Genomic DNA, 26,765 nt, shown 5'->3' on the forward strand with positions numbered 1-26,765 from the left:
AGGCGATCACCATGAACAATCCCGCCGAGCCCATCGAACACCGGAAGCGAACGACCGCCGAACGCGACCAGGAGGGCCGTCGTCGCCTGCGCCACCTCGAACTGCTGCTCGAGGTCACGCGCCGCATGGCCGGCTACGGCACGCTCGACCAGGTGTTGCAGGCCCTGGTGGAAATGACCACCACCGAACTGAATGCGGAGCGCGGCTCGCTGTTCCTCAACGACCCGGACACCAACGAGTTGTATTCGCGCGTGGCGCAGGGCAACATCCAGCGCGAGATACGCATCCTGAATACCAGCGGCGTCGCCGGCTACGTGTACACCGCCGGCGAGGCGCTGATCATCCATGATGCCTACGCCGACGACCGCTTCAACCGTTCGATCGACGAGCAGACCGGCTTCACCACGCGCAATATCCTTTGCGTGCCGATCAAGACGGTGAAGGGCGAGATCATCGGCGTCGCGCAGACGCTCAACAAGCGCACCGGAAAGTTCACCAGGCAGGACCTGAACCTGCTCGAAGCCATGACCAGCCAGGGCACGCTGGCCCTGCAAAGCGCGCAGTTCATCGAGCGCATGCAATCCATTCGCCGCCAGGAGATGGAATTCATCGACGTCGTTTCCGAAGTCACGGCGGACATCAAGCTGGGCTCGCTGCTGCAGAAGGTCATGGGCGAGGCGACGCGCCTGCTCAATGCCGAGCGCTCGACGCTGTTCCTCAACGACGAAAAGACCAGCGAACTGTGGTCGGAAGTCGGCCAGGGCCTGGAGTCGGTGCAGATCCGCCTGCCCAACCACCTCGGCATCGCCGGCGCGGTGTTTTCCTCGGGCAAGGCGATCAATATTCCGTATGCCTACGCCGACCTGCGCTTCAACCCGGCCTTCGACAAGAAAACCGGCTATTTCACGCGCTCCATCCTCTGCGTGCCCATCGTCAACAAGCACGGCAAGGTGATCGGGGTGACGCAGGTGCTGAACAAGCGCGGCGGCCCCTTCACCGGCGAGGACGAATCGCGGCTGCGCGCCTTCACCGCGCAGATATCGATCGCACTGGAGAACGCCAAGCTTTTCGCCGATGTGCAGAACATGAAAAACTACAACGAGGCAATGCTGGAATCCATGTCGAACGCGGTGATCACGCTCGATGAAGCGGAGAAGATCGCCACCTGCAATGCCGCCGGCCTGCGCATCCTGCGCGTGACGCCAGCACAGATCCTGCAAAAGCCGGCTGTGGAGTTCTTCGCCGGCAGCAATGCCTGGGTGCAGGAGAAGCTCAAGCGCGTCGGCGAAACGCAAACCACCGAACTGGCGATGGAAGCGGAACTCATCGTCGGCGAAGAAAAGCTTTCGGTGAACCTGACCGCCCTGCCCCTGCTCTCGGCGGAGAAGAAGCGCCTGGGCTCGATGCTGATGCTGGAGGACATCTCCAGCGAAAAGCGCATGCGCTCGACGATGTCGCGCCTGATGGACCCCGGCATCGCCGACCAGATGCTGGCCGGTGGCGTGGACGCGCTGGGCGGCAAGAACGTCGTGGCAACCGTGCTGTTCTCCGACATACGCGGCTTCACCACGATCACCGAATCGCTTGGCGCACAGGGCACGGTCGCCCTGCTCAACGAATACTTCACGCTGATGGTGGATTGCATCCAGCGCGAGGAAGGCATGCTCGACAAGTTCATCGGCGACGCGATCATGGCCGCTTTCGGCATCCCGGTCGGGCATGACGACGATGCCGACCGCTCGGTGCGAACCTCGATCGCCATGATCCGCGAGCTGTGGAACTGGAACAAGCTGCGCGTCAACGAGGGCAAGCTGCCCGTCGACATCGGCATCGGCCTCAATACCGACAACGTCGTGTCGGGCACCATCGGCTCGAAGAAACGCATGGACTACACCATCATCGGCGACGGCGTGAATCTTGCCGCACGGCTGGAGTCAGCCTGCAAGCAGTATGGTGCGCACATTCTGATCAGCGAGTTCACCTACAAGCAGTTGCGCGGCACCTATTACAGCCGCGAACTCGATCTGGTGGTGGTCAAGGGCAAGACCAGGCCGGTGGCGATCTATGAAGTGCTCGACTACCACACCGACGAGAGCTATCCGCAGATGACCGACGCCCTGCGCCATTTCAGGTCGGGGCTGATGAAATACCGGCAGCAGAAATGGACCGACGCAAGGAACGAGTTCGGTGAAGTACTCGCGCTGAACACGCAGGACAAGGCGGCGAAAATCTACGTCGAGCGCTGCGACCATTTCCGCGCCAATCCGCCCGGAGATGACTGGGATGGCGTCTGGGTGATGGAGTCGAAATAACTGGGCTTAGCCCCGGAAAAAAAGGGCGGCGCCCTACTTGACCCGGGTGAGGACAGGCTTGCCGGTGGGCCGCTCGGTCGGCGTGCCGGCCTCCGCTGCCGGGCTCGCGCCGGTCGCGGCAGGGTCGGGGGTGACCGTCACGACCTCGCTCACTTCGAACGCCATGCCTTCGCCATTTTCGCTGGCATAGATGGCGGCGACACGCTCGATGGGAACCACGACCGGGAATGCCTTGCCGCCAAACCGCGCCTGAAAGGTGATCTCCTCGTTGCCCACGGACAACTGGTGGGTCGCTTCGAGTCCGACGTTCAGCACGATCTCGCCATTCTTCACGAACTCCCGTGGTACGCGCGTGCTTCCGTCGACCTTGACCCCGAGGTAAGGCGTGAAGCCCTGATCCATACACCATTCATGGATGGCGCGGATCAGGTAGGGTTTGGTGGACTTCATGGACGTGCGCCGGAACGTGCCGGGCGGCCGCCGAAAAAGATGCGCCTCAACGGCGCATCATCTTTTCCGTGGGAGTCAGCGCGTCGATGAAGCCCTGCCGCGAGAAGATACGTTCGGCATACTTCATCAACGGCGCCGCGGTCTTCGGCAACTCGATCGCGTAATGGTCAAGACGCCAGAGCAGGGGCGCAATCGCCACGTCGAGCATGGAAAAGTCTTCGCCGAGCAGGAACTTCTGCTTGTTGAACATGGGCGCCAATTCAATCAGGCGATCGCGCATATGCATGCGCGCCTTGTCGGCCGATTTCAGGTTTTTTTCCACGGCGTCGATGTAGCTGAACAACTCGTGTTCCATCGTGAATAGCAGTTGCCGCGCCTTGGCGCGGGTCTGCGGATCCGGCGGCATCAGTTGCGGATGCGGAAAGCGCTCGTCGATGTACTCGTTGATGATGTTCGACTCGTAGAGCACCAGATCGCGATCGACCAGCACCGGAACCCGGTTGTACGGGTTGATGATGGCGATGTCTTCCGGCTTGTTGAACAGGTCGACGTCGATCACCTGGAAGTCCATCTGCTTTTCGTAGAGGACGATCCGGCAGCGGTGGCTGAACGGACAGGTGGTGCCCGAATACAGGTTCATCATGGCGCTGGTGCCCCACGAGTAATCCGCGTCACGCACCACTTTGCGGACCGGTGGTGCGTTCATTTCTCGATGCCCCATAGTTTGCATTCGCGTACCAGAGTTAGTGGAATTAATGGATGTCTTTCCAGTACTCGCGTTTCAGCGCGTACGCAAAGACAAAGATCACGGACAGGAAAATCAGCACGATCACACCCAGCTTCTTGCGGAACTCGCCTACCGGCTCGCCCATGTACTTGAGATAGGCCACCAGGTCACCGACCATTGCATCGTATTCCTGCGGCTTCATCCTGCCGGGCTTGACCAGGGCCAGCTTGCGGTCGGAGCCCATCACTTGCTCGCCTTGCAGTTCCCAGAGCGCATGCGGCATGCCGACGTTCTCGAAGACGACGTTGTTCCAGCCAGTCGGGCGACTTTCATCGCGGTAGAAGGTGCGCAGATAGGTGTACAGCCAATCGGCGCCACTGCCGTGCTCCGACGCGCGCGCCCTGGCGATGATGGTCAGATCCGGCGGCCCGGCGCCGAACCAGGCCTTGGCTTCCGCACGCTGCATGGCGATCTTCATCGGCTCGCCGACCTTCTCGGCGGTGAACATGAGATTGTCCTTGATCTGCGCGTCGGTAAGGCCAATATCCTGCAGACGGTTGTAGCGCATGTAGGACGCGGAATGGCAGTTGAGGCAGTAATTGACGAAGATCTTGGCGCCGTTCTGCAATGCGGCCATGTCATTGGACTTGTCTGGCGCGCTATCGAGGTGCAGCGTGGCTCCCGCAGCGAACGCCAGGATCGGCGCGAACAGGATTGCGGTAAGGAATTTCTTCATTTCATCGTCACCCGGTCCGGTTCCGGCTTGCAGCGATCCAGGGAAGACCAGATCGGCATCGTCAGGAAAAACAGGAAGTAATACACACTGAGCAGTTGCGCGACCGGGGCGCCAGGAATGAAGCCGAAAAACTTGTAGGCCGGATCCTTGGTACCAAGAAAGCCAAGGATGAAGAAGCCGACGACCCAGACCGCGAGCAACCACTTGGTGATCGGACCGCGATAGCGGATCGATTTCACCGGGCTGCGATCAAGCCATGGGAGGAAGGCAAATATCAGGGTACCGGCGCCCATTGCGACCACGCCCCAGAACTTGGCATCGATGCCGAACAAAGGATAGGTCACGGCGCGCAGCAGGGAGTAGTACGGCGTGAAGTACCAGACCGGCGCGATGTGCGGCGGCGTCACCAGCGGGTCGGCGGGGAAGAAGTTGTTGTATTCGAGAAAATAGCCGCCGCCCTCGGGCATGAAGAAAACCACGATCGAAAAGACGAAGAGGAAGACCACGACGCCGACGATGTCCTTCACCGAATAGTAGGGGTGGAAGGGGATGCCGTCCAGCGGAACGCCGTTCGCATCCTTCTTCTTCTTGATCTCGATGCCGTCCGGGTTGTTCGAACCGACTTCGTGCAGGGCGATGATGTGCGCCCCGACCAGGCCGATCAGCACAAGCGGCATGGCGATGACATGGAAGGCGAAGAAGCGGTTCAGCGTCGCGTCGCCCACCACATAGTCGCCGCGCAGCCAAATCGACAGATCCGGCCCGATCAACGGGATCGCGGAGAACAGGTTGACGATGACCTGGGCGCCCCAGAAGGACATCTGGCCCCAGGGCAGCAGGTAGCCGAAGAAGGCCTCGCCCATCAGGCACAGGAAGATGCCGATGCCGAACAGCCAGATCAGTTCGCGCGGCTTGCGGTAGGAACCGTAAAGCAGGCCGCGAAACATGTGCAGGTACACGACAACGAAGAACGCCGAGGCTCCGGTCGAGTGCATGTAGCGGATCAGCCAACCCCAGGACACGTCGCGCATGATGTACTCGACGCTGGCGAAGGCGACGGGCACGCCCGAGGCGTTCAGCGCCGCATCCGGCTTGTAGTGCATGGTGAGAAAGATGCCGGTGACGATCTGGATCACCAGCACCAGCATCGCCAGGGACCCGAAGAAGTACCAGAAGTTGAAGTTCTTCGGCGCGTAGTACTCGGCCAGATGGGCCTTCCAGTTCGACGTCAGCGGAAATCGCTCATCGACCCAGTTCAGCGTGCCTTGCAGCAGTGCGTTCACTTTGCTCATCGCATCAGGCCTTCTTGTCTTCGCCAATGATCAGCTTGGCGTCGCCAAGGTACATGTGCGGCGGAACTTCCAGGTTATCCGGGGCCGGCTTGCTCTTGTAGACACGACCGGCGAGGTCGAAGGTGGAACCGTGACAGGGGCAGATGAATCCGCCCGGCCAGTTGGGATCAACGCCCGATTCGGCACCAGTCTTGAATTTTTCGGTCGGCGAACAGCCGAGGTGGGTGCAGATGCCTACGGCGACGAGGATTTCCGGCTTGATCGAACGCGTGTCGTTCTTCGCATACTCCGGCTGCATGTTCTTGTCGGACTTGGGATCGGCCAGCTGATCGCCGATCTTTGCCATGGAGTCCAGCATTTCCTTGGTGCGATTGATGATCCAGACCGGCTTTCCGCGCCACTCCACGGTCATCATCTGACCGGGCGCTAGCTTGCTGATATCGACCTCGACCGGCGCGCCGGCTGCCTTGGCCCGCTCGGAGGGCAGCATGCTGGCCACGAAGGGCACCGCAGCTGCCACGCCGGCCACTCCGCCCACGGTTGCCGTGGCAACCAGCAGACGCCGTCGCCCGCAATCGACTTTTTCGTCACAACTCATGGTGTTAGTCCCTGAATGCTGAAGAATGCTGGAACGCAAACTCGGAAAGACGGCAATTGTAGCGAATCTCTCGACGTGATTAAAGCCCCGAACTGGGCCGACTTGTCACCGTTGACAGATGCAAGCTATTTTTATCTTTAGAAACCGTTAGATAACCCCATCGTTTCGCAACTGAACCAGATCTTCCGGGGAGTATCCGAGGCGACCGAGCAGCAGCTCCGTGTGCTCGCCAAGCTCCGGTCCCAGCCACTCGGTCTCACCCGGCGTCAAGGTCAGCTTCGGGACGATGCCAGGAATCAAAAACTCTTTTCCACCAGGTAGTTGGACCTTTTCCAGCATCTGGCGAGCGAGAAACTGGGGATCACGGAACATGTCCGCCACCGAAAAAATCCGGCTGGCCGGCACCTGTGCCTGTGCTGCAATGCGCAAAACTGCTTCTTCGTCATTCGCCGCCACCCAGGCGTCGATCACGGCATAGATTTCCACGGCACGCGCATCGCGACCGGCGTTGCTGGCAAGCTGCGGATCGTCAGCAAGGTCGGCGCGACCAATCGCCCCCATCAGGCGCCTGAAGATCGCGTCGCCGTTGGCACCGATGATCAAGTGCTTGCCATCCCGGGTCGTGTGCGTATTCGAGGGCGTGATGCCCGGCATCACGTTGCCGGTGCGCTCGCGGACGAAGCCGAAGACGTCGAACTCGGGTACCAGGCTTTCCATCATTGCGAACACCGCTTCGTAGAGCGCTACATCGACCACCTGCCCGCCACCGCCTTTCACTTCGCGATGGCGCAGCGCCATGAGCGCTCCCAGGGCACCCCACAGTGCGGCAATCGAATCGCCTATGGAAATGCCGGTCTTGACCGGCGGCCGGTCGGCGAAGCCGGTGACGTAGCGCAGGCCACCCATGGACTCGCCGATGGCGCCGAAGCCCGGTTGGCTCGCCATCGGCCCGGTCTGGCCGAATCCGGATAGGCGCACCATGACCAGCCCCGGATTGAGTGTCGATAGCGTCTCCCAGCCCAAGCCAAGTTTTTCCATGACGCCTGGCCGAAAATTCTCCACCACGATGTCGGCCTCGGCAATCAGGCGCTTCGCGATCTCGATGCCTTCCGGATGCTTGAGGTTGAGCGCAAGGGATTGCTTGTTGCGCGCCTGAACGAACCACCACAGCGAAGTTTCGCCATCGCCGGTGGGATACAGCTTGCGCCACTTGCGCAAGGGATCACCCTCCCCCGGCGCCTCGACCTTGACCACCTCGGCGCCGAATTCGCCAAGTATGCGCGAGCAGAACGGTCCGGCAATCAGTGTGCCGAACTCGATGACCTTGACGCCGGCAAGTGGCTTGGCGGTAGCGTTCAATCCAGACTCAAAGCTTGTGAAGAAATCGTCGCGAGCGGGCCGCAGCGGGGTGCGGCCGGAGTGCAGCTACCGGAACATATGTCGTTATATTTGAGGGCGAGGCGGGGTTTCGCGCCGCCGCAGCCGGCCGGCTGTGCGAAGCCGGCCGCGGAAGAGCACCGCCCAAGCCCCGATCCGGCACGCGCAGTAGATTTATTCATAAGCTTTCAAACGAAGTCGCGCCGCTCGCGCAGCGCCTGCGCCACAGTCGCGGCGTCCGAGAATTCCAGTTCCCCGCCCACCGGCAGACCGCGCGCGATGCGGCTGACCTTCAGCCCGCGCGCGTGCAGCAGCTCCGAAAGGTAATGCGCCGTGGCCTCGCCTTCGTTGGTGAAATTAGTGGCGAGAATCACTTCACGCACCAAGCCGTCGGCGGCGCGCGAGAACAGGCGTTCGAAGGCCAGTTCCTTGGGCCCGATGCCGTCGAGCGGCGAGAGCCGGCCCATCAGCACGTAGTAGAGGCCGTTGTAGGCGTGGGCCTGCTCCATGCTGATTGCGTCGATCGGCATTTCGACAATGCACAGTTGCGTCGCATCGCGTCGCGACGAAAGGCAGCGTTCACAGATTTCGGCCTCGGTGAAGTTGTTGCAGCGAGCACAGTGGTGCAGGTATTTCAGCGCCGCGTCGAGCCCTCGCGCGAGGCGGTCGGCGCCTTTGCGGTCGCGCTGCAGCAGGTGATAGGCCATGCGTTGCGCCGACTTCGGACCGACGCCAGGCAGACAACGCAAGGCCTCGATCAGTTCGTCGAGGCTAGACGCCACGCTGAGCCTCGAGGAACTCATCCAAACTACAACCTCCCCCTATCCCCCGCCAGTGGCGGGGGCTACTCATTTGCTCGCCTCGCTAGAAATCACGGGCCACGTCCGCCGCAACATAGCTCAGAACGGAAGTTTCATTCCAGGCGGAAGGTTGAGCCCGGCCGCGAAGCCACCCATCTTTTCCGCCGTCGTTGCTTCGGCGCGCCGGTTGGCGTCATTGAGTGCCGCCGCCACCAGGTCTTCCAGCATCTCCTTGTCGTCCATCACCGACGGATCGATCGTGACGCGCTTGACGTCGTGCTTGCAGGTCATCACCACCTTCACCGCCCCGGCGCCGGACTGGCCCTCGACCTCGATCTGCGCCAACTGTTCCTGCGCCTTCTCCATGTTGGCCTGCATCTGCTGGGCCTGCTTCATCAATCCGGCTATGCCACCCTTCATCATGCTGTGTGCTCCTTGAACTAAACGGGTTTGATCGTCGATTCGTCGATGCTGGCGTCGAACAGGTCCACCACCTCCCGAACGAAGGGGTCCTTTTCGATCGAGGCCACGGCCTTTTCCTGTCGTTCGCGCTGGGCGTTGCGGCTGCGTTCAGCCGGGGTTTCGGCCGCCGGTTCGGCAACGTCGATTTCCAGCCGCAGCGGGCGGCCGAAGTGGTTCTGCAATTCGCTTTGCAGCTTGTCCTGCTGCGCCTTGCCCAGCAGGTGCTTGTGCAGTGGCGCCAGACGGAGGCGAACCGAGGCATCACCGCGTTCGGCAAGCTCGCAGTGCTGGGCCAGTTGCCTTGCCATGCCGGTCAGCGATAGCTGCGCCACCAGGGCGTGCCAGTCGTTCTCGCCCGCAACCGGCGTGGCGGCGGGCGGCGTCGCTGGCACGCCTTGCCGTTGGCCTGCGGCTGCCGCGGGATCGGGAGTCGGCGCTGGCGGTACGGCGGCTTTCGCCGGCGCGACTGGCACAGGCGTCGATTGACGCGGCGGCGCGGACGCGGCAACCGCAGCCGCGCGCTCCGGACGGAAGGCATGCAGGCGGAGCAGGCTCATGGCGAAACCGGCGTATTCGTCGGGCGCCAGACCAAGCTCATCGCGACCATGGACCGCGACCTGATAGGCCAGTTGCAGGTATTCGGCATCGAGGGCGCGAGCATAGGGAGTCAGGCGCTCACGCTCGGCGTCGTCCAGCAGCGCTTGCGGGGCGAACTGCGCCAGCGCGATGCGATGAAACAAGGTCGCCAGTTCCTGGAGGCCGCCGTCGAAGGACAGGCTGCGCGCATCCATCAGCCTGGCGACGTCGAGCATTGCCGACACATCCTGCGCCACGAGCGCATCGAGCAGTGCGAACAGATGCTCGTCACCGACGGTGCCGAGCATCGCGCGCACCCCTTCGTCCTCGATCCTGCCCGCACCGTGGGCGATGGCCTGGTCGAGCAGCGACAGGGCATCGCGCATGCTTCCGGCCGCGCCTTTGGCCAGGTGGCGCAGGGCCGCGACTTCGAACGCCACGCCTTCCGCTTCGAGAACCCGCGACAGATGGTCGACAATCTGGGTTTGCGGCATCTGCTTCAGGTTGAACTGCAGGCAGCGCGAAAGAACCGTGACCGGAATCTTCTGCGGGTCGGTGGTGGCGAGGACGAACTTGACATGCTCCGGCGGTTCTTCCAGGGTCTTCAGCATCGCGTTGAAAGCGTGGCCGGAAAGTTGGTGCACCTCGTCAATGACATAGACCTTGAAGCGCCCGATGGTCGGCGCGTAGGTGGCGCGTTCGAGCAATTGCGTCATGTCATCCACCCCGCGGTTCGACGCCGCATCGAGTTCGATGTAATCGACGAAGCGACCGCTGTCGATTGCCGCACAGGCGGAACACTTGCCACATGGCGTGGAACTGACGCCGGTCTCGCAGTTCAGGGCCTTGGCCATGATGCGCGCCAGCGTGGTCTTGCCGACGCCCCGTGTCCCGGTGAAAAGGTAGGCGTGGTGGAGGCGGTTTTGGTCCAGCGCATGAGTCAGCGCCCGTACCACGTGCTCCTGGCCAACCAGTGTGGCGAAGGACTTGGGGCGCCACTTGCGGGCGAGGACCTGATAACTCATGCGACGATTTTATCAGGGCGTGCACGGCAAACGGGGCAGCCCGCGCAAACAGGCTGCCCCGCTTTCCACTCTGGAATCGCCTAGCTCTTGTGTCCTTCGTGGCCGACAGGTGCGCCGGGGCCCTCGCCCCTGGGGCCGCCGCGACCAGGACCGTTACGGCCCTTGCCCATGGCACTGAAGTGCTTGTCCGCCATGGCCTTCTGCTCGGGGCTCAAATCGGCGTAGAGGCGCTTGAAGGATTCATTCACGGTTTCCATCGCGGCTACGCGCTCCTTCATCCTGCTTTGCATCAGCGCCATCCGATCGGGTGCGCTGAGCGGTTTGTCGTCCGCCATGCGCTCGCGCATCGCCTGCATGGCCTTGCCGGCTTCAGCCTTCGACCGCTCAGCGAAAACCTGCCACAGCGGTTCCTGTTGCCGGGTCAGCTTGAGTTCGCTTTTCAGGCGATTCAGGCGCTGCTCGACCCGAGCCACCGGATCGACCATCCCGTCCCTCTGCATCGAACTGCGCTTCATGCCCGGACGGCCTTCGCCATCGCATCCCGGACCCTGTGCATGGGCGATGCCAAAAAATGCGGCGCTGGCGGCAACGAAGCCCGCGACGAGTAGTTCCTTCCGGTTCATGTTCTGCTCCTGTCTTGAATGCCTCATGGCAGAACGTATTTGAACGATGACCTGTAAGCCCGATGTGACCGGGCGGCAATCTTTGTAAGGGAAAGTTGCCAAACAATGACTGCGCAAATGGAGGTGCGGCGAGCCTGACCCCCGGCACTTGCAGAAAACGGCTGTGGCTGCTTCCTTCCGGACCTGACCAGGTTCACCGCCCCGCAATGCGGGGAGACCCGCCGCACCAAGATTTTAGCAGCTTTCGATTGCGGTCCCTGATAACCCTGGCAGTACGCTGTCGCGGCAAACGAAACAGCCTCGGCACAGACGAGCACGGATCCTTCACGGTCGAAGCGCGACAGAGGATCAGCGCAAAACCCGGCAAGCTACAGCCATCTTTTCCGACATGCCCCCCGGAACCTTGCTGTTTTTGCTCTCAAGCGTGCACCACCCGGCCTCCACCTTTATCCCGGTTACCATGAAACTATCGGAGACCATCCCGCTATCGCGTTGGTACTGAAAAGGAATCACGTCACCGACGCTGATGATTTCCGGAAGCCGTATGCCACCATACCGCCCGCCGCCGGTGGGTCCGGCTTCCGAGGGCCGATCCAAGCCTGCAAGCCCCTGCGGTGCGATGGAGATCGCCGTTTCCTGAGCGGTTGCCAACGGCGACCAACATAGGAAAAGTGCAATGGAAATGAGATTCTTCTTCATGGCCCGGCTCCCGAATGGTTTAGTTGCTGCCCAAAAGCGTAGTCCTGTTCGCAGCGAAAGTCATGGGCATGCTTCACGTCGGAGTCGACGTCAACCACCGCCGCGCTGGTAATAGAGCGTGAAGCGTTGCATGAAGCGTTCCTGCTCCTCCACGCTCAATCCGTCGAAGTCGATTTCGACGCGATGACGTTCGAGCCGCACAAGGCCGATCTCCAGTGGCGCGATGCGAGTCAGCCGAAGCGACCAGCCGCTGCCGCGAAAGCCGCCATCCATTTCGTCGATCGCGTTCTGGCCGGTGGCCAGTGGCAACAGGCGCACGAAATCGTCACGCGTGGTTGTCGCGTCGTAGGCAAACGGGAATCTCATCCGCCCGCTACGGGTGGCCAGATCGCCAGTGTTTCACCGTCACGCAATATGCGCCCGGCGCGCTCCGCCGGCGGCACGAAGTTGCCATCGATCAGAACCAGATGCACCAGCTTTTCGGGCAGGCTGAAGCGCGTGATGAGTTGATCGACCGTGGGCGCTTCCGCCAGGTCCAGGCTCAACGCATTGGTTTTCCTCCCCTCCGGGGGCAGGTAATCCTGGAGCGTGGCAAAGAGCTTGAAGGTGACCTTCATGCGGCTTTCTGCGCGGTGGCCAGGTAGGCGGCCATGAATTGCGTCGGGTCGGCGAGCAGGCGGGCCTTCCATTGGCCCAGCGGCGCCTGCGTCTGCACCAGGCCGCGCAGGGCGCCGACATGGTCGGTCCAGCCGATGCTGGTGGCGCCGATCAGCACGTCGTCCTTGAACTGCAGCGAGAGGTAGCCGTTTCTGGCCGGATCGACCCGTTCCACGCCGGACCCGCCCGCGGCGGCCGGCACGCCCTGCCACTGGCCGAAGGAGGTGGAGATCAGCCCCAGGGTGTCGAGCACGTTGATCGCCAGACTGCCGCCGCTGCTGGAGGCGCCACCGGCCATGTTGTGCGCGGCGACGCGCGCCTGGTCAACGGCATTGGGCTGGATGGCGTTGAGTTCGGGCTGCCCGGTATGGAAACCCGGGGCTTCGGTGACGTCGCCGGCGGCATAGATGTCGGCGATGCTGGTGCGCATCGCGTTGTCGACCCGGATCCCGCGCTCCATGCTGATGCCGCTGCCGGCAAGGAATTCGATGTTGGGCCGCACGCCGGCGGCGCAGATGACCAGGTCGGCCGTAAGTTCGCCGCCGGTACTGAGCGTGACCGCAAGGGCGCCGTCTTTTTGCGCCACCGCGGTGACGCCGGTGTTGCAATGCACCGCCACCCCCTTGCCTTCGACCCAGGTCTTGATCATGGCGCCGGCGGTCGGGGTCATCATGCGCGGTACCATGCGGTCGCCCATTTCGACGACGGTGAGCGTGACGCCACGCGCGGCAAGCGCTTCCATGATGATGCAGCCGATGAAGCCGGCGCCCAGTTGCAGTACGCGGCTGCCCGGCTTGGCCTTGGCCGCAATCGCCCGGGCGTCTTCCAGGGTCCAGCAGGTGTGCACGTTGGGCAGGTCGATGCCGGGCACCGGCGGCAGGATCGGCCGCGAGCCGGTGGCGATCAGGAGCCGGTCATAGGGCAGCCGGTCGCCGCTGGCGAATTCGATCTGCCTGGCCTGGGGATCGACCCGGGTGACGCGCCCTTCGATCAAGTGGATGCCGTGTTTGGCGTAGTGGTCGTGGGCCTTCCTCAAATGGGTGCCGACTTCGGCAATGTTACCGTGCAGGAAATAGGGGATCGCCATGCGCGAGTACGGCGGTTCCTTCTCGTCGCCGATGAGGGCGATCTCGGCCTCGGGTTGCAGCCGACGCAGGGTTTCGGCGGCGACCAGTCCGGTCGGGCCATTGCCGATGATGACGTGTTTCATGGGGTTTCCTTGAAAGCGATCAGGGGACCGGCTGGGCCGATCCCCTGAAGGGTGGGGCAGGAGTTACAGGCCGAGGCGATCCAGGGTTTCCTTGGTCGGCACGCCTTCGGGCGACCAGCCACGCACCTTGTAGTACTCGGGTCGCATCTTGTCGACGCCATTGACCAGACCCTTGGCCGGACCGGTCTTGGCCGGCTCGTTCTTCAGCCGCGGCGGCAGGTCGTCGTCCTTGGCGGTGAAGCCGGCGGCGTTGTTGAAGACGCGTTCCATGTTCCATACGCGCTCGCCCAGGAGCGCCAGCTTTTCCATGGTCCAGTTGCCTTCGCAGGCGGCGTCGAGTTGCGGTTGCAGGTCGGCCAGCGTCCAGGCGAAGGTGGTGAACACGCAGACGCCGGCACTGTCGAATACGCTGGTGGCGTCCTGGAAGGCCTTGACGAGATCGGCCTTGCCTTCGGTGACCAGCGGATCGGTCTTGACCGGGATGCCCAGCACTTCGGAGGCGACAGTGTAGCCACGCAGGTGGCAGGCGCCCCGGTTGGAGGTGGCGTAGGCCAGCCCCATGCCCTGGATGCCGCGGCTGTCGTAGGCAGGGAATTCCTGGCTCTTGACGCCCATCGACAGTTCCGGGCGGCCGTACTTGGCGCACAGGCGTGCCGAGCCCAGGCCAAGTTCCTTGCCGAAGCCCTCGCCCTTGGCCGTCATCTCGGCCAGCGTGATCAGGGCCTGCGCGGAACCGAAGGGGGCTTCGAGGCCGATCTGTTCCTTGGTCAGGATGCCCAGGTCGTAGAGTTCCATGGCCGCGGCCACGGTGGCACCGAAGGAGATGGGGTCGAAACCGTCTTCGTTGCACAGGACGTTGGCGTATTGCAGGGCTTCCAGGTCGCCCACGCCGTTGGCCGAGCCCAACGCCCAGGCGGCTTCGTATTCGAGACCGCCGGAGGCGCCCCAGTATTCGGGCTTGTTCACGACGCTGAAGTGGGTTTCGTCGATCCTGGAGATGCGCCCGCAGGCAATGGTGCAGCCAAAGCAGGCGGCATTCGTCACCAGGTGGCTCTTGCCGTCGGTGGGCCGCTTCTCGTGCATGGCTTCACCGGAAATCTTGCGCGCATCCTCGAACTGCACATCGCGGTGATTGCGCGTGGGCAAGGCGCCCATTTCGTTGATGACGTTCATCAGGACCTGGGTGCCGTAGGTCGGCAGGCCCTGCCCGGTGACGGCGTTGTCGGCGAGGACTTTCTTGGCGGCCTTGGTGGCAGCCATGAAGGCTTTGGGGTCCTTGATCGCGCCGCCGCTGCCCTTGGTGCCGCGCACGGCGACGGCCTTGAGGTTCTTGGCTCCCATCACGGTGCCGACCCCGGAACGCCCGGCGGCGCGGTGCAGATCGTTGACGATGCAGGCGAACTTGACGCCGCTCTCGCCGGCGCGACCGATGGAGCAGATCCGCATCTGCGGGTCCTGGTGGCTCTTCTTGATGATTTCTTCAGTCTGGAACACGGTCTTGCCCCACAGGTGGGCAGCGTCGCGCAGTTCGACCTTGTCGTCTTCGATGGAGAGATACACGGGCTTGGCGGCCTTGCCTTCGAAGATGATCATGTCCCAGCCGGCAAACTTGAGTTCGGCGCCAAAGTAGCCGCCGGAGTTGGAGCAGGCGATGGCGCCGGTCAGGGCCCCCTTGGTGACGACGGAGTAGCGTCCGCCGGTGGAGGCAACCGTGCCGGTCAGGGGGCCGGTGGTCATGATGAGCTTGTTGTCGGGCGAGAGGGGATCGACTTTGGGGTCGACTTCTTCAACGAAATACTTGGTGGCGAGCCCGCGCTGCCCCAGGTATTCTTGGGCCCATTCCATGTTGAGGGCTTCGGTCTTGCAGCTGCCGGTGCTCAGATTCACGCGCAGAAATTTCTTGTTCCAGGCCATGTCGGTCTCCTTTAAGCGCCAGCGCGCGGTTGGGTGTCGGTCTTGCCGGCCCAGGCCCGCATCTTGTCGAGCCCCGTCCAGTCGGCAGCGACGTAGGTGATGGCACCCGTCGGGCAGGCGTCGGCACAGGCCGGCTCGCCTCCGCACAGGTCGCATTTCTGCACCTTGCCGGTCGCGACGACATAGTTCACCGTGCCAAACGGGCAGGCAATGGTGCATACCTTGCACCCGACGCAGACGTCTTCATGCACGACCTTCGCCCCCGTCTTGCCATCGATCCGGATCGCATCAACCGGGCACGCCGTCATGCACCACGCTTCCGCACATTGCGTGCAGGTGTACGGCACCTTCCGCCCCGCATGCTCGAAATTGAATACCTTGATCCGCGACTTGGAGATGTTGAACACCCCATGGTTCTCGTACGAACACGCCATCTCGCATTGCAGACAGCCCGTGCATTTGTTGGGATCGATGTGCAACGATTTTTGCATGATGCCTCCGGTAATTGGTTGCGGCGCAAGCGCCTTTCGGCTCGCACCAAGCTGGCTCAAACGCGGGCCGGTATATGCGACCGAATGCCTATTCTAGGCCGCGGAAAATTTTGACATGCAAACTTTCGATGCTGCTTAGCAGCATGGCCTGACGGGAAAGATCAGGCCAGGAGAAACTCCCGCACCGGAGCGACCTGCCCGGAATCCATCAGCATCGGCGCATGTCCCACGCCGGGAACTTCGACCAGGCGGGCACGCGGTCCGCGAAGGCCCATTTCCAGCGCCGCCTCATGGGTCAGCAGGTCCGATGTCGCACCACGCAACAGCAGCGTCGGACAGGCGATGCCGTCATAGGCCGGCCACAGTTCGATATCTTTGCCGCCGCTGGCGGCCTGCACTTCGCGGAACGCCTGGGCTATGCCCGGATCATAGGCAAACTCCACCTTGCCATCGGCCGCGACACGGGTGACGTGCACCGTGAGGTGGCGCCACTGGGCGTCATCGAAGTTGCCGAAACTGGCCGAAACGAAGCGCACGAAGGCCTCGGCCTGTTCGATGCCGTCGAAGCGCGGCGCGGCGCCGAGGTAGGTGCCGATGCGTTCCAGCGAGGCCGCAGTGATTACCGGGCCGACATCGTTGAGCACCAGGCGCCGGATCGGTGTTTCCGGCTGGGAAGCGAGCACCATGCCGATCAATCCGCCCATCGAGGTGCCGACCCAATCGACGGTCTCCGCGCCGAGCTTCGCCAGCAGCGTCGTCATGTCGGCGCAATACTGCGGCAGCGCGTAGAGGGATTTGTTGCGCAGCCAGTCGCTGCGCCCGCGCCCCACCACGTCGGGGCATACCACGCGGTAGTCCGCCGCCATCGCCTGCGCCAGGAAATCGAAATCGCGCGAGCAGCGCGACAGACCATGGACGCAGACCAGCACCCGGGGATTCGTTGCGTCGCCCCACTCGACATAAGCCATGTGGTGAAAGCCTGCGGCACTCAAACACTTCACTTTTCCTTCACGCATTTCCATCTTCGCTTCTCCAATTCCGCGGGCAAAGCCCGCCCTATTTCGTCGCCCCCTTCCCTCGCAAGGGGGATGGGGGGGGACGGTCTTATACAGAGCCCTCGGCAAGGGATGAGGGCGATTTACGCTCTCATTCCTTACCGGGGCGCCAGCGGAGGCTCCTGCATTATCGCGATCTGCTCGCGCAGTTCGAGTATGCGTTCTTCCCAGTAACGATTGGTCGCGAACCAGGGGAATGCCGCCGGAAACGCCGGATCGTTCCAGCGTCGTGCCAGCCAGGCCGAATGATGCATCAGGCGCAGGGTACGCAGCGCCTCGATCAGGTGAAGTTCGCGGTCGTCGAACTCGCGGAAGGTTTCGTAGCCGGCCAGCACGTTGCCGAACTGGCGGCCCATCTCCTCGGCGTCGCCGGATAGCAGCATCCACAAGTCCTGGATCGCGGGCCCCATGCGGGCATCGTCGAAATCCACGAAATGCGGGCCGTCCGGTGTCCATAGCACGTTGCCCGCGTGGCAGTCGCCATGCAGCCGCAACAACTTCACCTTGCCCGCACGCGCATAGCATTGAGCAACGCCTTCCAGCGCCTGCTCGGCGACGCCCTGCCATACCGACTCCAGATCCGGCGGCAGTGCCTGGTTGGCGAGCAGCCAATCCAGCGAGTCCGTGCCGAAACTGTGCAAGTCCAGCATCTCGCGCAACGCGAAATCCTCGCGTACTCCGACCTGGTGGATGCGCGCCATGAGCCGTCCCATCCATTCCAGGATGGCCGGCTCGGCGAATTCCGGCGCCCGTCCGCCTTGTTTGGGAAAAACCGAAAAATGGAAGCCACCATGACTAAACAGCGTCTTGCCACCGATGGCGAGGGGCGCCACCACGGGCAGTTCGTCGGCCAGCATGGCGGCGCAGAAGGCGTGCTCCTCTTCGATCTGCCCGTCGCTCCAGCGACCTGGACGGTAGAACTTGGCGATCAGCGGACGATCGCCTTCAATGCCGACCTGCCAGACGCGGTTTTCGTAGCTGTTGAGCGCCATCAGGGCGCCGTCGCAACGGTAACCCACGCTCTCGATCGCGTCGAGAATGCGCTCCGGCGCCAGGCCGGCAAAGGGAATCGTGTCGGTCGCGCTCATCGCCGTGCCCGGGGAGGTTCAGGCGCGGATTATAGGGTCGGCTGCGAATGCCAGTAGCGACGCCGGAGTTCGCGCTCGTGGCGGAAGACGACACCGGTTCCGTCAATCGCGATGCCGATCGCACCGTGGGCGTCGGTACGATGCAGGCGTGCGCCGCTTTGCACATAGCGCTCCAGCACATCCTGCTTCGGGTGGCCGAAGCGGTTGCGATAGCCGACTGGAAAGACCACGTCACGCGCTGCGACGGCGGCAACGAACTCGGGAGTCGATGAAGTGCGACTGCCGTGGTGCGGCGCCGTCATCACCGACGCCGCCAGCCGGACGCGATTCGTAGCCAGCAGTGCCTGTTCCGAGACCGCCTCGATGTCCGAGGTGAGCAGCATCGATCGACCGCCCGCCGTCACCCGCAGCACGCAGCTGAGGTCGTTGCTCTTGCGCGACAGGGTTTGCGCGCCGGGATGCAGCACTTCAAAGCGCACCCCGTCCCACTCCCATGCATCCCCATCACGACAGGTTTCATGCGCCACCGGCAGCGCCGACAGCGCGTGCTCGAACGGCAGCGAACTCTTGAGCACGGTCACCGGCAGTGCGGCGATCACGGAGGCGGCGCCGCCCTCGTGGTCCTTGTCGCCATGGCTGATGACCATCGCGTCGAGCCGGCGCACGCCTTGCGCGCGCAGGTAGGGCGCGATGATGCGGTTGCCGCTGTCGGCATCGGCCGAGTAGGCCGGCCCGGCGTCGAACAGCAGGTCGTGGGTGGCGGTCTGGACATGGATCGCCAACCCCTGGCCGACGTCGAGCACGGTGACCGCGGCCGCACCGGCCACGGGCCTCGGTGGCAGCAGGGTCAGCAGCGGCAGGAAAGTCAGCAGGCCGAGCCAGCGCGCCGCGACACCGCGCGGCAGCAGCAGCCAGAGGCTGCCGGCAAGCGCCAGCAGCACGGACCATGGCGGCGGCGCCGCCTGTTGCCAGACAGCGAGCGGCAGGGCAGCCAGCCAGTCGATGAACAGCATCAGCCAGGCGGTGAGCAGCTGTGCCAACGACAACAGCGGATCGAGCAAGGGCAGGCTGCCCAGCAGGGCCAGGGGCGTAATGACCAGGCTCACCAATGGAATCGCCAGCGCATTGGCCAGCGGCGAGACCAGCGAAAACTGCTGGAACAGGGCCAGCAGCGCCGGCAGCATCCCCAGCGTGACGGCCCATTGCGCGCGCCCCCACTCGAGCAGCCAATGTGCAGGTCCCAGGCGCCCGCCGCCGATGTGGAACAGCAGCGCCACCGCGGCGAAGGAAAGCCAGAAACCGGCCGCCAGCACCGCCAGTGGATCGAGCAGCAGCACCAGCATCAAGGCCAGAGCCAACACCCTCGATGCGGCCACTTCACGGGCCACCAGGTGCGCCAGCGCGACCACGCCGAGCATGTACAAGGTGCGCTGCGCCGGCACCGCGAAACCCGCCAGCAGGCAATACAGGATCGCCGCCAACAGACCGCCCAGCGCTGCCGCATGCTGCGCGGGAAGGCGCAGCGGCAAGCGCGTCGAGCGTCGCCACAGGCAGTTGGTCAACGCATAGGCCAGCGCCGCGAGCATGGTCACGTGCAACCCGGAAATGCTCATGAGATGGGTGATTCCGGTGCGGGCGAACGTCTGCCACAAGCCGGCGTCGATCGAGTGCTGGTCGCCGATCGCGAGCGCGATCAGGATGCCGGCATACGGCGCCTCGGGCAGCGCACTGCGAAACCCGTCACGTATCGCTTCGCGCAGCATCTCGATCGCATACCCGGGCCGCCATACGCGGGCCTGCAGGCGTTCCGCCGAGCGCGGACGGACGTAACCCGTGGCGCGGATACCGCGCTCGAACAGCCATGCCTCGTAGTCGAATCCGTGCGGGTTGAGGTTGCCGTGCGGCCGCTTCAGGCGCACCGTGAAGCGCCAGCGCTCGCCGGCCCGCACCGGAATCCGCGGCGTCGCGTCATCGTCCACGTCGTCGCGACCGCGATACCATGCCAGCGCAACATGCGGCGGCACGCCAGTTGGCGACTGCTCGACATCGAATTCGTAGCGCACGCCGCACTCCAGTTCCTGAGGCAGTCCGGCGACCACGCCGACCAATTCGATGTCGCGCCCTTCCAGGTCCGGCGCGAGTTCATTTGCCAGGCGCAAGTGGGCATATCCGCACGCCCAGGCGAAACCGAGGCAGGCGGCCGCTCCGGCAAGCATCGCCAGGCCGACCGGACGCCGTGGCGCCAGCGACCGAAGGAAGTCACCTTGGGGTGCCGACTCATCGACGTGCCGACCAAACAAAAAGAGAATCGGCGCAGCAGCGACAAGGCCCGCAAGCCAGCCGACTCCGGGCAATGCGGGTTGCTGCTGCAGCAGCCAGATGCCGAAGGCAAATGCCAGGACAAAAATGCGCATCCGGCATTATGTCCCCGGCGTGAGCCGGGGACGGTATCCCCGTGATATGTCCCCGGCGTGCGCCAGGAACTGGCGCCGCATCAGGCGTGCAGTGCGGCGCTGATCTCGGCGAAGTTCTGTGCGATCTCGACGGTTTCCACGGGTTCGCCGAGTTGCAGGGCGATCTGGGAACAGGACAACAGGCCGCGCAGCACCTGGTGGCCCTTGTCATCTTCATCCACCACCGCCGCGTGTCGTCGCCCGGTGGCCTTGAGGGTTGCCACGACGTGGCCGACATGGGCATGCAGCACGTCGTCCATGCTGATCACTTCGAGGCGACTGGCCGGCGTCATGATGTCGCGCACCAGCGCATCGGCGCGGGAAATTCCGCGGGCGCTGATGCACTGCAAGGTCTTTTCGCCGATCAGGTCGTTCGAGGTGATGATGCCGATGACCACGTTGTCGACATCGACCACCAGCAGCAAATGCACCTTGCGCCGGCGCATGACGCGTGCCGCCGTATCGACACTGACATCGGGATCGATGGTGAAAGCCGGCACCTTCTGGAAATCGGTCATCACCGCTACCGCCGCATCGTCGAGGGTTACACGTGGTGGCAGATCCTGGCGAGGCACGTGGAAGCTGGTCTCCGATTGCAGCGCCCGGCGAGGCAGCACGGAATAATTGCGCATGGTGTTTTCTCCTCGATGTGTTGTCGAATCCGCCTCTGCGTGCGGGTGGAGCGGATTCTTCTCCGCAAACCAGCCCACCGTCAAAACCATTTTTTTGATATGACCATTGATTCACTCCGAATTCCTGCAGTGCAGCAAGATTCTGCGATACCACCAACCGGGCGGCATCCCTGCCGTGACAACGATATCGTCGCGAACGTCCTGTACCGCCACCGGAAGAAATGCTGCGCCCCGCCAGTGAGCGATAATCGCCCACTACACTCAGGAGCCGCCATGAACCATGTCTTCCCCCCCGCACCCATTCCCGTCGTTCCCGTCGCCGGGAACACCTCCGGCTTTCCCGTGCGCCGCATCTATTGCGTCGGCCGCAACTACGCCGCCCATGCGCGCGAAATGGGTTCGGATCCGGACCGCGAGCCGCCCTTCTTCTTCTGCAAACCAGCGGATGCGGTGCTACCGGTGGCGCCCGGCGCCACCCGAGAACTCGCCTATCCGAGCGAAACAGCGAACTACCACCACGAAGTGGAACTGGTAGTGGCGATCGGCAAGGGTGGCCAAACTATCCGGGCCGAGTCGGCCAACGACCACGTCTTCGGCTATGCCGTCGGCTTCGACATGACGCGGCGCGACCTGCAGTTCGCCCTGCGCGACAAAGGCCGTCCCTGGGAACTGGGCAAGGCCTTCGACCAGTCGGCGCCGATCTCGCCCATCATGCCCGTTGCACGCAGCGGCCATCCGGCGGCCGGACGCGTCTGGCTCACCGTCAATGGCACGCTGAAGCAGGAGGGCGACCTCGCCGACCTGATCTGGTCGGTTCCGGAAACCATCGCCCACCTGTCGAAGTACTTCGAACTCTGTCCCGGCGACCTGATCTTCACCGGCACTCCGGAGGGCGTCGGCCCGGTGGTGCGTGGCGACCGGATGGTCGGCGCGGTGGACGGCATCGGCGAACTCTCGATCCGCGTCGTCTGAGGGGAAGCGAGGACTTCCGTCCGGCCCATGCGTCGCCACATCCGCAAGTACCTGCCCGACCACGAAGCGATCCGCGCCAACCGCTGGCTGGCGCCGTTCGAAAACACCCTGCTGCATCCACGCCTGTGGGATCTCAACCGCCATTCGGCGGCGGGCGCGGTGGCCGCCGGACTGTTCTGCGGCCTGATTCCGGGGCCCTTGCAGATGCTCGGTGCCGCCATCTGCGCGGTGGTGTTTCGCGTCAATCTGCCGCTCGCATTGCTGACTACGCTCTACACCAACCCCTTCACCATCGTCCCCTTGTACATCGCCGCCTTCGCCATCGGCCAGTGGGTCTTGCCCGGTTCCGGACAAAAATTCATCGAGCCGCCCGAAGCGGGCGACGCCGGTTTCGTGGCCTGGTTTCATGCGCTGGTCGACTGGATGGCCAGCATGGGCGCGCCGCTGGCGCTGGGCCTGCTGCTGCTGGCCTCCGCACTGGCGCTGGCCGGCTACCTGTTGATGCAACTGGCCTGGCGCGCCTACCTGATCCATGCCTGGCGCCAACGCAGCCGAAGGCGCGCGGCGCAAGGGCGCTGAATCAGCCGCGCAGGAAGCCGTCCTCCAGATGCGTCAACCGGTGCGCACGCGCCGCGAGATCGGTATCGTGTGTCACCAGCACCATCGCCGCGCCGCGCTCCCTGCACAACTCCAGCAGCAGGTCGAATACCGCGTGCGCCGAAGCCCGATCGAGGTTGCCGGTCGGCTCATCCGCCAGCAGGCAGGTCGGCGCGGTGACCATGGCGCGTGCCACCGCGACGCGCTGGCGTTCGCCGCCTGAAAGTTCGCCGGGGCGGTGCGTCAGGCGATGGCCAAGTCCGACGCGTTCCAGCACGGCGCCCGACCGACGCAGCGCCTCGCCGCGATCGATGCGCCGGATCAGCAGCGGCATCGCGACGTTTTCCAGCGCGGTGAATTCCATCAGCAGGTGATGAAACTGATACACGAAGCCCAGCGCATGGTTGCGCAGCCTGCCACGCTCCGCCTCGTCAACCTGGGCCAGGTCGCTGCCGTGCAGCAGCACCCGTCCCGCCGTCGGCGTATCCAGTCCGCCGAGCAGGTGCAGCAGTGTGCTCTTGCCCGAACCGCTGGCGCCGACCACGGCCACCGTCTCGCCGGCGCCGACTTTCAGGTCGACGCCACCCAGCACGGCCACCTGCGCCTCGCCCTGGCGAAACACCTTGGTCAGGCCGGCGCAATGGAGGATGGGATCCACCTCACTCATGGCGCAGCGCCTCCGCCGGCTGCGTGCGCGAGGCGCGCCAGCTCGGATACAGCGTCGCCAGCAAGGTGAGGACGAAGGAAACCACGCCGATGGTGCCGACGTCCGACCAGTGCAGGTCGGATGGCAGATCGCTGATGTAATACACGTCGCGCGACAGGAACTTCAACCCGAGGACGTTCTCCAGGGCAGGCACCACGACATCGATGTTCAGCGCCAGCGCGACGCCGCCGGCGATCCCCGCAGCCAGGCCGACGCTGCCGATCAGCGTGCCCTGCACCATGAAGATCGCCATGATGCTTTTCGGGCTGGCGCCCAGCGTGCGCAGGATCGCGATGTCGGCACGCTTGTCGGTAACGGCCATGACGAGGGTGGACACGATGTTGAAGGCGGCCACCGCGACGATCAAGAGCAGGATCAGGAACATCATGCGCTTTTCGATTTCCACGGCGCGAAAGAAGTTGGCATGGCTGCGCGTCCAGTCGCTGACCCAGGCGTCGGTATCGAGGAAGCGCAGCAGTTCGCGGCCGATGCGCGGCGCGGCGAACAGGTCATCGACCTTGAGCCGCACGCCGGTGACGCGGTCGTCCATGCGATACAGTTTTTGCGCATCGCCCATGTGCACCAGCGCGAGGCCGGAATCGAATTCGAACATGCCGACTTCGAAAATGCCCACCACGCGGAACTGCTTGACGCGCGGCAGGATCGCCGCCGGCGTCACCAGCCCCTGCGGCGCCAGCAGTGTCAACTTGTCGCCGGTCGTGGCGCGCAGCGCGCGCGCCAGTTCGCTGCCGAGCACGATGCCGAACTCCCCCGGCACCAGCTGCGCGAGCTTGCCCGAGCGCATGTGGCGGGCGAAATCGGCCACGGAGTCCTCGACCTCGGGCAGGATGCCGCGCACCATCATGCCGCGCACCTGTCCGTCATGGCTGAGCATGCCCTGCGCCTGGACATAGGGCGCCGCCGCCTTGACCCGCGGATGGCGCGCCGCGCCCTGCACCACCTGGCTCCAGTCGGCCAGTTCGCCGCTTTCGCTGCTGATCTGGACATGCGAAACGACGCCGAGGATGCGTTCGCGCAATTCCTTCTGGAAGCCGTTCATCACTGACAGGACCACGATCAGCGCCGCCACACCAAGCGCCAGGCCCAGCATGGAAATCAGCGAAATGAAGGAAATGAAGCGGTTGGCGACGCCTTCGCGCGGCTGGGCGCGCGTGTAGCGCAGACCGATGAGGAGTTCGTACATGCCTGGGATGAAGGTGGAAAATCAGGGATCAGTATAGAGTGCTGCGCATCGCGCCGGTATAGTCCGGTTCCCGGTTTCCGATTCCATTACGCCGATCCTGCAATGATCACCCTCATCGTGCCAGGCCTGATCTGGACCCGCCAGGCGCTCGCCGACCTCAGCCACGACCTGCCGCTTCCCGCCTTTACGGCTCTGCTCGGCCGCGGCGTACTGGCACGGCCCGCGCCACAGGCCAGCGCCGCGGCGCTCGCCGAGTGCTTCGACCTGCCGACACCGTTGCCGGCGGCCGCCCTGCGCCGCCTCGCGCTGCATGGCGCTGTCGGAGACGAGGAATGGTTGTGCCTCGACCCCGTGCGCCTGCAGTTCCACGATCGCAGCCTGATCGTCGACCACCCACGCCACCTGCAGCTCGACGCCGTCGAGGCCGCCGCGCTCGCCGTGTCGCTGGCGCCGACTTTTGCGGAACTCGGCCAGCTCGAGGTACTCGCGCCGGATAGCTGGAACCTGCGCCTGACGGATCACGCCCCGGAGTTTACCGGCTTGCCCGACGCCGTCGGACGCTCGGCCGCCACGCTGCCCCCGGGACCCGCCCATGCCCCCTGGCGCCGCGCGATCAACGAGGCGCAGATGATCCTCCACACCCATCCGGTGAACCTGGCGCGTGAAAGCGCCGGACGGCCGCTGGTCAATTCCCTCTGGCCCTGGGGCGCTGGGCGCTTGCCCCCCGCCCGAAATGCCGCGCACGACATCGTATGGGGCGACGACCCGGTGCTGCGCGGCATCGCGCAACTGTTCGGTACCGGCGGTGGCGCGTTGCCCGTGCGCTATCCCGACACCTTGCTGCGCAACGCCCTGGCTCTGGTCGATGCGCTGGAACAACCGGCGCGCACCGGCGATGCGATCGCCTGGCGCGACGCCCTGGGCGAGCTCGAAACGACCTGGCTGGCCCCCACACACGCGGCGCTGCGCGCGGGCCGCCTCGACGCGCTGCGCCTGGTTGCGCCGGGCGACCTGGGCAGCGCTGAACTGCGCGTGCGCCGCCAGGACCTGTGGCGGTTCTGGCGCAAACCGCGGCCGCTGGCGGAACTGGCCCCGAAATGAGCTGTGCGCACGGCCGCCCGCAGCGGCGCCAGCCGCGAACCGGAGCCGCGCAGCGGCAAACTGCCGTCACCCCCTGCCTTGAGGCGAAGGCAGGGTTTCGCGGCGCACCACTCCGCGCTGCCGCGGTGGTCCTGCCATGCTGGGCTGGACGTGGGGGTGGGGACGGGTGGAGGATCGTCCAGTGACCCGCATCGCCATCCGCGACGTGCCGCCGCGTGCCGCGTGGACGCTCGAACAGGGTGGCGTGCATCCGCTGCTGGCGCGACTCTACGCGGCGCGCGGAATCCGCGCCGCGGAGGAGCTCGACGCGCGCAGCAGCGCCCTGCTCGCCCCCGACCGGCTCAAGGGAACCCATGACGCCGCGGTGCTGCTCGCCGATGCGATCGCTGCCGGCCGCAGGATGCTGATCGTCGCCGACTACGACTGCGACGGTGCCACCGGCTGCGCGGTCGGCCTGCGCGCGCTGCGCATGATGGGTGCTACGGTCGACTACCTGGTTCCCGACCGCTTCACGCTCGGCTACGGGCTCTCGCCGGAAGTCGCCCGCCTCGCCGCCGAGCGCGCGCCGGACCTGGTCATCACTGTGGACAACGGCATCGCCAGCGTCGAGGGCGTCGCGGAACTGCGCAGCCGCGGCATCGCCACCCTGATTACCGACCACCACCTGCCCGCCGATGCCGCTGGCGGCGGCCTGCCCGCCGCCGATGTCATCGTCAATCCCAACCAGCGGGGCTGTGATTTTCCGAGCAAGGCGCTGGCCGGCGTCGGCGTGATGTTCTACGTGATGCTGGCGCTGCGCGCCGAGCTGCGCCAGCGCGGCGCCTATGCCACGCAGGGCGAACCCAACCTGGCCGGACTGCTCGACCTGGTGGCCCTCGGCACCATCGCCGACGTTGTGCCGCTCGACCGCAACAACCGCATCCTGGTCACCCAGGGCCTCGCGCGCATCCGCGGCGGGCGCATGCAGGCCGGCATCGCCGCGCTGCTGGCCATCGCCGGCCGCGAGCC

The 26,765-nt window shown here is 64.4% G+C and carries 27 protein-coding genes and 1 other RNA gene; 5 read left to right on the plus strand and 23 right to left on the minus strand.

What is annotated here, in order from left to right; all coding sequences use genetic code 11:
- Positions 1 to 11: 11 nt before the first annotated feature.
- Positions 12 to 2,312, plus strand: a complete 2,301-nt coding sequence (locus tag J0M27_RS10770) for an adenylate/guanylate cyclase domain-containing protein (RefSeq protein WP_294991122.1) — start codon at positions 12 to 14, stop codon at positions 2,310 to 2,312.
- A gap of 33 nt (positions 2,313 to 2,345) precedes the next feature.
- Here J0M27_RS10770 and J0M27_RS10775 read toward each other — a convergent pair whose 3' ends face one another.
- From J0M27_RS10775 to J0M27_RS10875, 21 genes are all read right to left on the minus strand, one after another.
- Entirely contained in the window at positions 2,346 to 2,762 is a 417-nt protein-coding gene (locus tag J0M27_RS10775; RefSeq protein ID WP_294991127.1) for a ClpXP protease specificity-enhancing factor, read from the minus strand.
- Positions 2,763 to 2,808: 46 nt separating this feature from the next.
- The gene (locus J0M27_RS10780; RefSeq protein ID WP_294991183.1) at positions 2,809 to 3,405 is read right to left on the minus strand and encodes a glutathione S-transferase N-terminal domain-containing protein; all 597 of its coding nucleotides are present in this window, start codon (positions 3,403 to 3,405) and stop codon (positions 2,809 to 2,811) included.
- Positions 3,406 to 3,514: 109 nt separating this feature from the next.
- On the minus strand, positions 3,515 to 4,225 hold the full coding sequence (locus J0M27_RS10785) for a cytochrome c1 (RefSeq protein ID WP_294991130.1): 711 nt from the start codon (positions 4,223 to 4,225) through the stop codon (positions 3,515 to 3,517).
- Complete coding sequence (locus tag J0M27_RS10790) at positions 4,222 to 5,517, minus strand: cytochrome bc complex cytochrome b subunit (protein WP_294991132.1); 1,296 nt, start codon at positions 5,515 to 5,517, stop codon at positions 4,222 to 4,224. The genes J0M27_RS10785 and J0M27_RS10790 overlap by 4 nt, the downstream gene beginning before the upstream one ends.
- Positions 5,518 to 5,521: 4 nt before the next feature.
- The gene (gene petA / locus J0M27_RS10795) at positions 5,522 to 6,115 is read right to left on the minus strand and encodes a ubiquinol-cytochrome c reductase iron-sulfur subunit (protein ID WP_294991134.1); all 594 of its coding nucleotides are present in this window, start codon (positions 6,113 to 6,115) and stop codon (positions 5,522 to 5,524) included.
- Positions 6,116 to 6,262: 147 nt separating this feature from the next.
- Entirely contained in the window at positions 6,263 to 7,474 is a 1,212-nt protein-coding gene (locus J0M27_RS10800) for a CaiB/BaiF CoA-transferase family protein (protein WP_294991137.1), read from the minus strand.
- 206 nt (positions 7,475 to 7,680) lie between these two features.
- Positions 7,681 to 8,295, minus strand: coding sequence for a recombination mediator RecR (recR, locus tag J0M27_RS10805; protein ID WP_294991140.1), 615 nt, complete (start codon positions 8,293 to 8,295; stop codon positions 7,681 to 7,683).
- Between the two features lie 96 nt (positions 8,296 to 8,391).
- The gene (locus J0M27_RS10810) at positions 8,392 to 8,715 is read right to left on the minus strand and encodes a YbaB/EbfC family nucleoid-associated protein (RefSeq protein ID WP_294991143.1); all 324 of its coding nucleotides are present in this window, start codon (positions 8,713 to 8,715) and stop codon (positions 8,392 to 8,394) included.
- Positions 8,716 to 8,732: 17 nt separating this feature from the next.
- Positions 8,733 to 10,355, minus strand: a complete 1,623-nt coding sequence (gene dnaX, locus J0M27_RS10815) for a DNA polymerase III subunit gamma/tau (RefSeq protein ID WP_294991146.1) — start codon at positions 10,353 to 10,355, stop codon at positions 8,733 to 8,735.
- An 80-nt stretch (positions 10,356 to 10,435) separates the two neighbouring features.
- Positions 10,436 to 10,978 (minus strand): Spy/CpxP family protein refolding chaperone, encoded by a 543-nt coding sequence (locus J0M27_RS10820; RefSeq protein ID WP_294991148.1) that lies wholly within the window; start codon positions 10,976 to 10,978, stop codon positions 10,436 to 10,438.
- A 124-nt stretch (positions 10,979 to 11,102) separates the two neighbouring features.
- Positions 11,103 to 11,201: signal recognition particle sRNA small type (gene ffs / locus J0M27_RS10825), an RNA gene on the minus strand.
- Positions 11,202 to 11,326: 125 nt separating this feature from the next.
- Positions 11,327 to 11,677, minus strand: a complete 351-nt coding sequence (locus J0M27_RS10830; protein ID WP_294991150.1) for a hypothetical protein — start codon at positions 11,675 to 11,677, stop codon at positions 11,327 to 11,329.
- Between the two features lie 90 nt (positions 11,678 to 11,767).
- On the minus strand, positions 11,768 to 12,043 hold the full coding sequence (locus tag J0M27_RS10835; RefSeq protein WP_294991153.1) for a hypothetical protein: 276 nt from the start codon (positions 12,041 to 12,043) through the stop codon (positions 11,768 to 11,770).
- Entirely contained in the window at positions 12,040 to 12,294 is a 255-nt protein-coding gene (locus J0M27_RS10840) for a MoaD/ThiS family protein (RefSeq protein WP_294991156.1), read from the minus strand. The genes J0M27_RS10835 and J0M27_RS10840 overlap by 4 nt, the downstream gene beginning before the upstream one ends.
- Positions 12,291 to 13,544 (minus strand): FAD-dependent oxidoreductase, encoded by a 1,254-nt coding sequence (locus tag J0M27_RS10845; protein WP_294991158.1) that lies wholly within the window; start codon positions 13,542 to 13,544, stop codon positions 12,291 to 12,293. The genes J0M27_RS10840 and J0M27_RS10845 overlap by 4 nt, the downstream gene beginning before the upstream one ends.
- Positions 13,545 to 13,607: 63 nt before the next feature.
- Positions 13,608 to 15,458 carry an aldehyde ferredoxin oxidoreductase family protein gene (locus J0M27_RS10850; RefSeq protein ID WP_294991160.1) on the minus strand — a complete coding sequence of 617 codons (1,851 nt, stop codon included), beginning with the start codon at positions 15,456 to 15,458 and terminating at the stop codon, positions 13,608 to 13,610.
- Between the two features lie 11 nt (positions 15,459 to 15,469).
- Positions 15,470 to 15,949, minus strand: coding sequence for a 4Fe-4S dicluster domain-containing protein (locus J0M27_RS10855; protein WP_294991161.1), 480 nt, complete (start codon positions 15,947 to 15,949; stop codon positions 15,470 to 15,472).
- Positions 15,950 to 16,110: 161 nt separating this feature from the next.
- On the minus strand, positions 16,111 to 16,917 hold the full coding sequence (locus tag J0M27_RS10860; protein ID WP_294991163.1) for an alpha/beta hydrolase: 807 nt from the start codon (positions 16,915 to 16,917) through the stop codon (positions 16,111 to 16,113).
- A gap of 185 nt (positions 16,918 to 17,102) precedes the next feature.
- Entirely contained in the window at positions 17,103 to 18,092 is a 990-nt protein-coding gene (locus tag J0M27_RS10865) for a serine/threonine protein kinase (RefSeq protein ID WP_294991165.1), read from the minus strand.
- Between the two features lie 29 nt (positions 18,093 to 18,121).
- On the minus strand, positions 18,122 to 20,506 hold the full coding sequence (locus J0M27_RS10870) for a DNA internalization-related competence protein ComEC/Rec2 (protein WP_294991167.1): 2,385 nt from the start codon (positions 20,504 to 20,506) through the stop codon (positions 18,122 to 18,124).
- An 80-nt stretch (positions 20,507 to 20,586) separates the two neighbouring features.
- Positions 20,587 to 21,177: a CBS domain-containing protein gene (locus J0M27_RS10875; RefSeq protein WP_294991169.1), complete on the minus strand. Its 591-nt coding sequence runs from the start codon at positions 21,175 to 21,177 to the stop codon at positions 20,587 to 20,589.
- Positions 21,178 to 21,450: 273 nt separating this feature from the next.
- Here J0M27_RS10875 and J0M27_RS10880 point away from each other — a divergent pair, with 273 nt between their 5' ends.
- Complete coding sequence (locus J0M27_RS10880) at positions 21,451 to 22,149, plus strand: fumarylacetoacetate hydrolase family protein (RefSeq protein ID WP_294991171.1); 699 nt, start codon at positions 21,451 to 21,453, stop codon at positions 22,147 to 22,149.
- Between the two features lie 27 nt (positions 22,150 to 22,176).
- Positions 22,177 to 22,728, plus strand: a complete 552-nt coding sequence (locus J0M27_RS10885) for a DUF2062 domain-containing protein (protein WP_294991173.1) — start codon at positions 22,177 to 22,179, stop codon at positions 22,726 to 22,728.
- A gap of 1 nt (position 22,729) precedes the next feature.
- Here J0M27_RS10885 and lolD read toward each other — a convergent pair whose 3' ends face one another.
- Positions 22,730 to 23,413: a lipoprotein-releasing ABC transporter ATP-binding protein LolD gene (gene lolD / locus J0M27_RS10890; RefSeq protein ID WP_294991175.1), complete on the minus strand. Its 684-nt coding sequence runs from the start codon at positions 23,411 to 23,413 to the stop codon at positions 22,730 to 22,732.
- Entirely contained in the window at positions 23,406 to 24,656 is a 1,251-nt protein-coding gene (locus J0M27_RS10895; protein WP_294991177.1) for a lipoprotein-releasing ABC transporter permease subunit, read from the minus strand. Before J0M27_RS10895 ends, lolD begins: the two co-directional genes overlap by 8 nt.
- 102 nt (positions 24,657 to 24,758) lie before the next feature.
- Here J0M27_RS10895 and J0M27_RS10900 point away from each other — a divergent pair, with 102 nt between their 5' ends.
- Entirely contained in the window at positions 24,759 to 25,757 is a 999-nt protein-coding gene (locus J0M27_RS10900) for a hypothetical protein (RefSeq protein ID WP_294991179.1), read from the plus strand.
- A 181-nt stretch (positions 25,758 to 25,938) separates the two neighbouring features.
- Positions 25,939 to 26,765: DHH family phosphoesterase (locus tag J0M27_RS10905; protein ID WP_294991181.1), on the plus strand; the 827-nt coding region annotated here is incomplete at its 3' end.

Source organism: Sulfuritalea sp. (genome assembly GCF_017302275.1).
Classification (GTDB): Bacteria; Pseudomonadota; Gammaproteobacteria; order Burkholderiales; family Rhodocyclaceae; genus Sulfuritalea.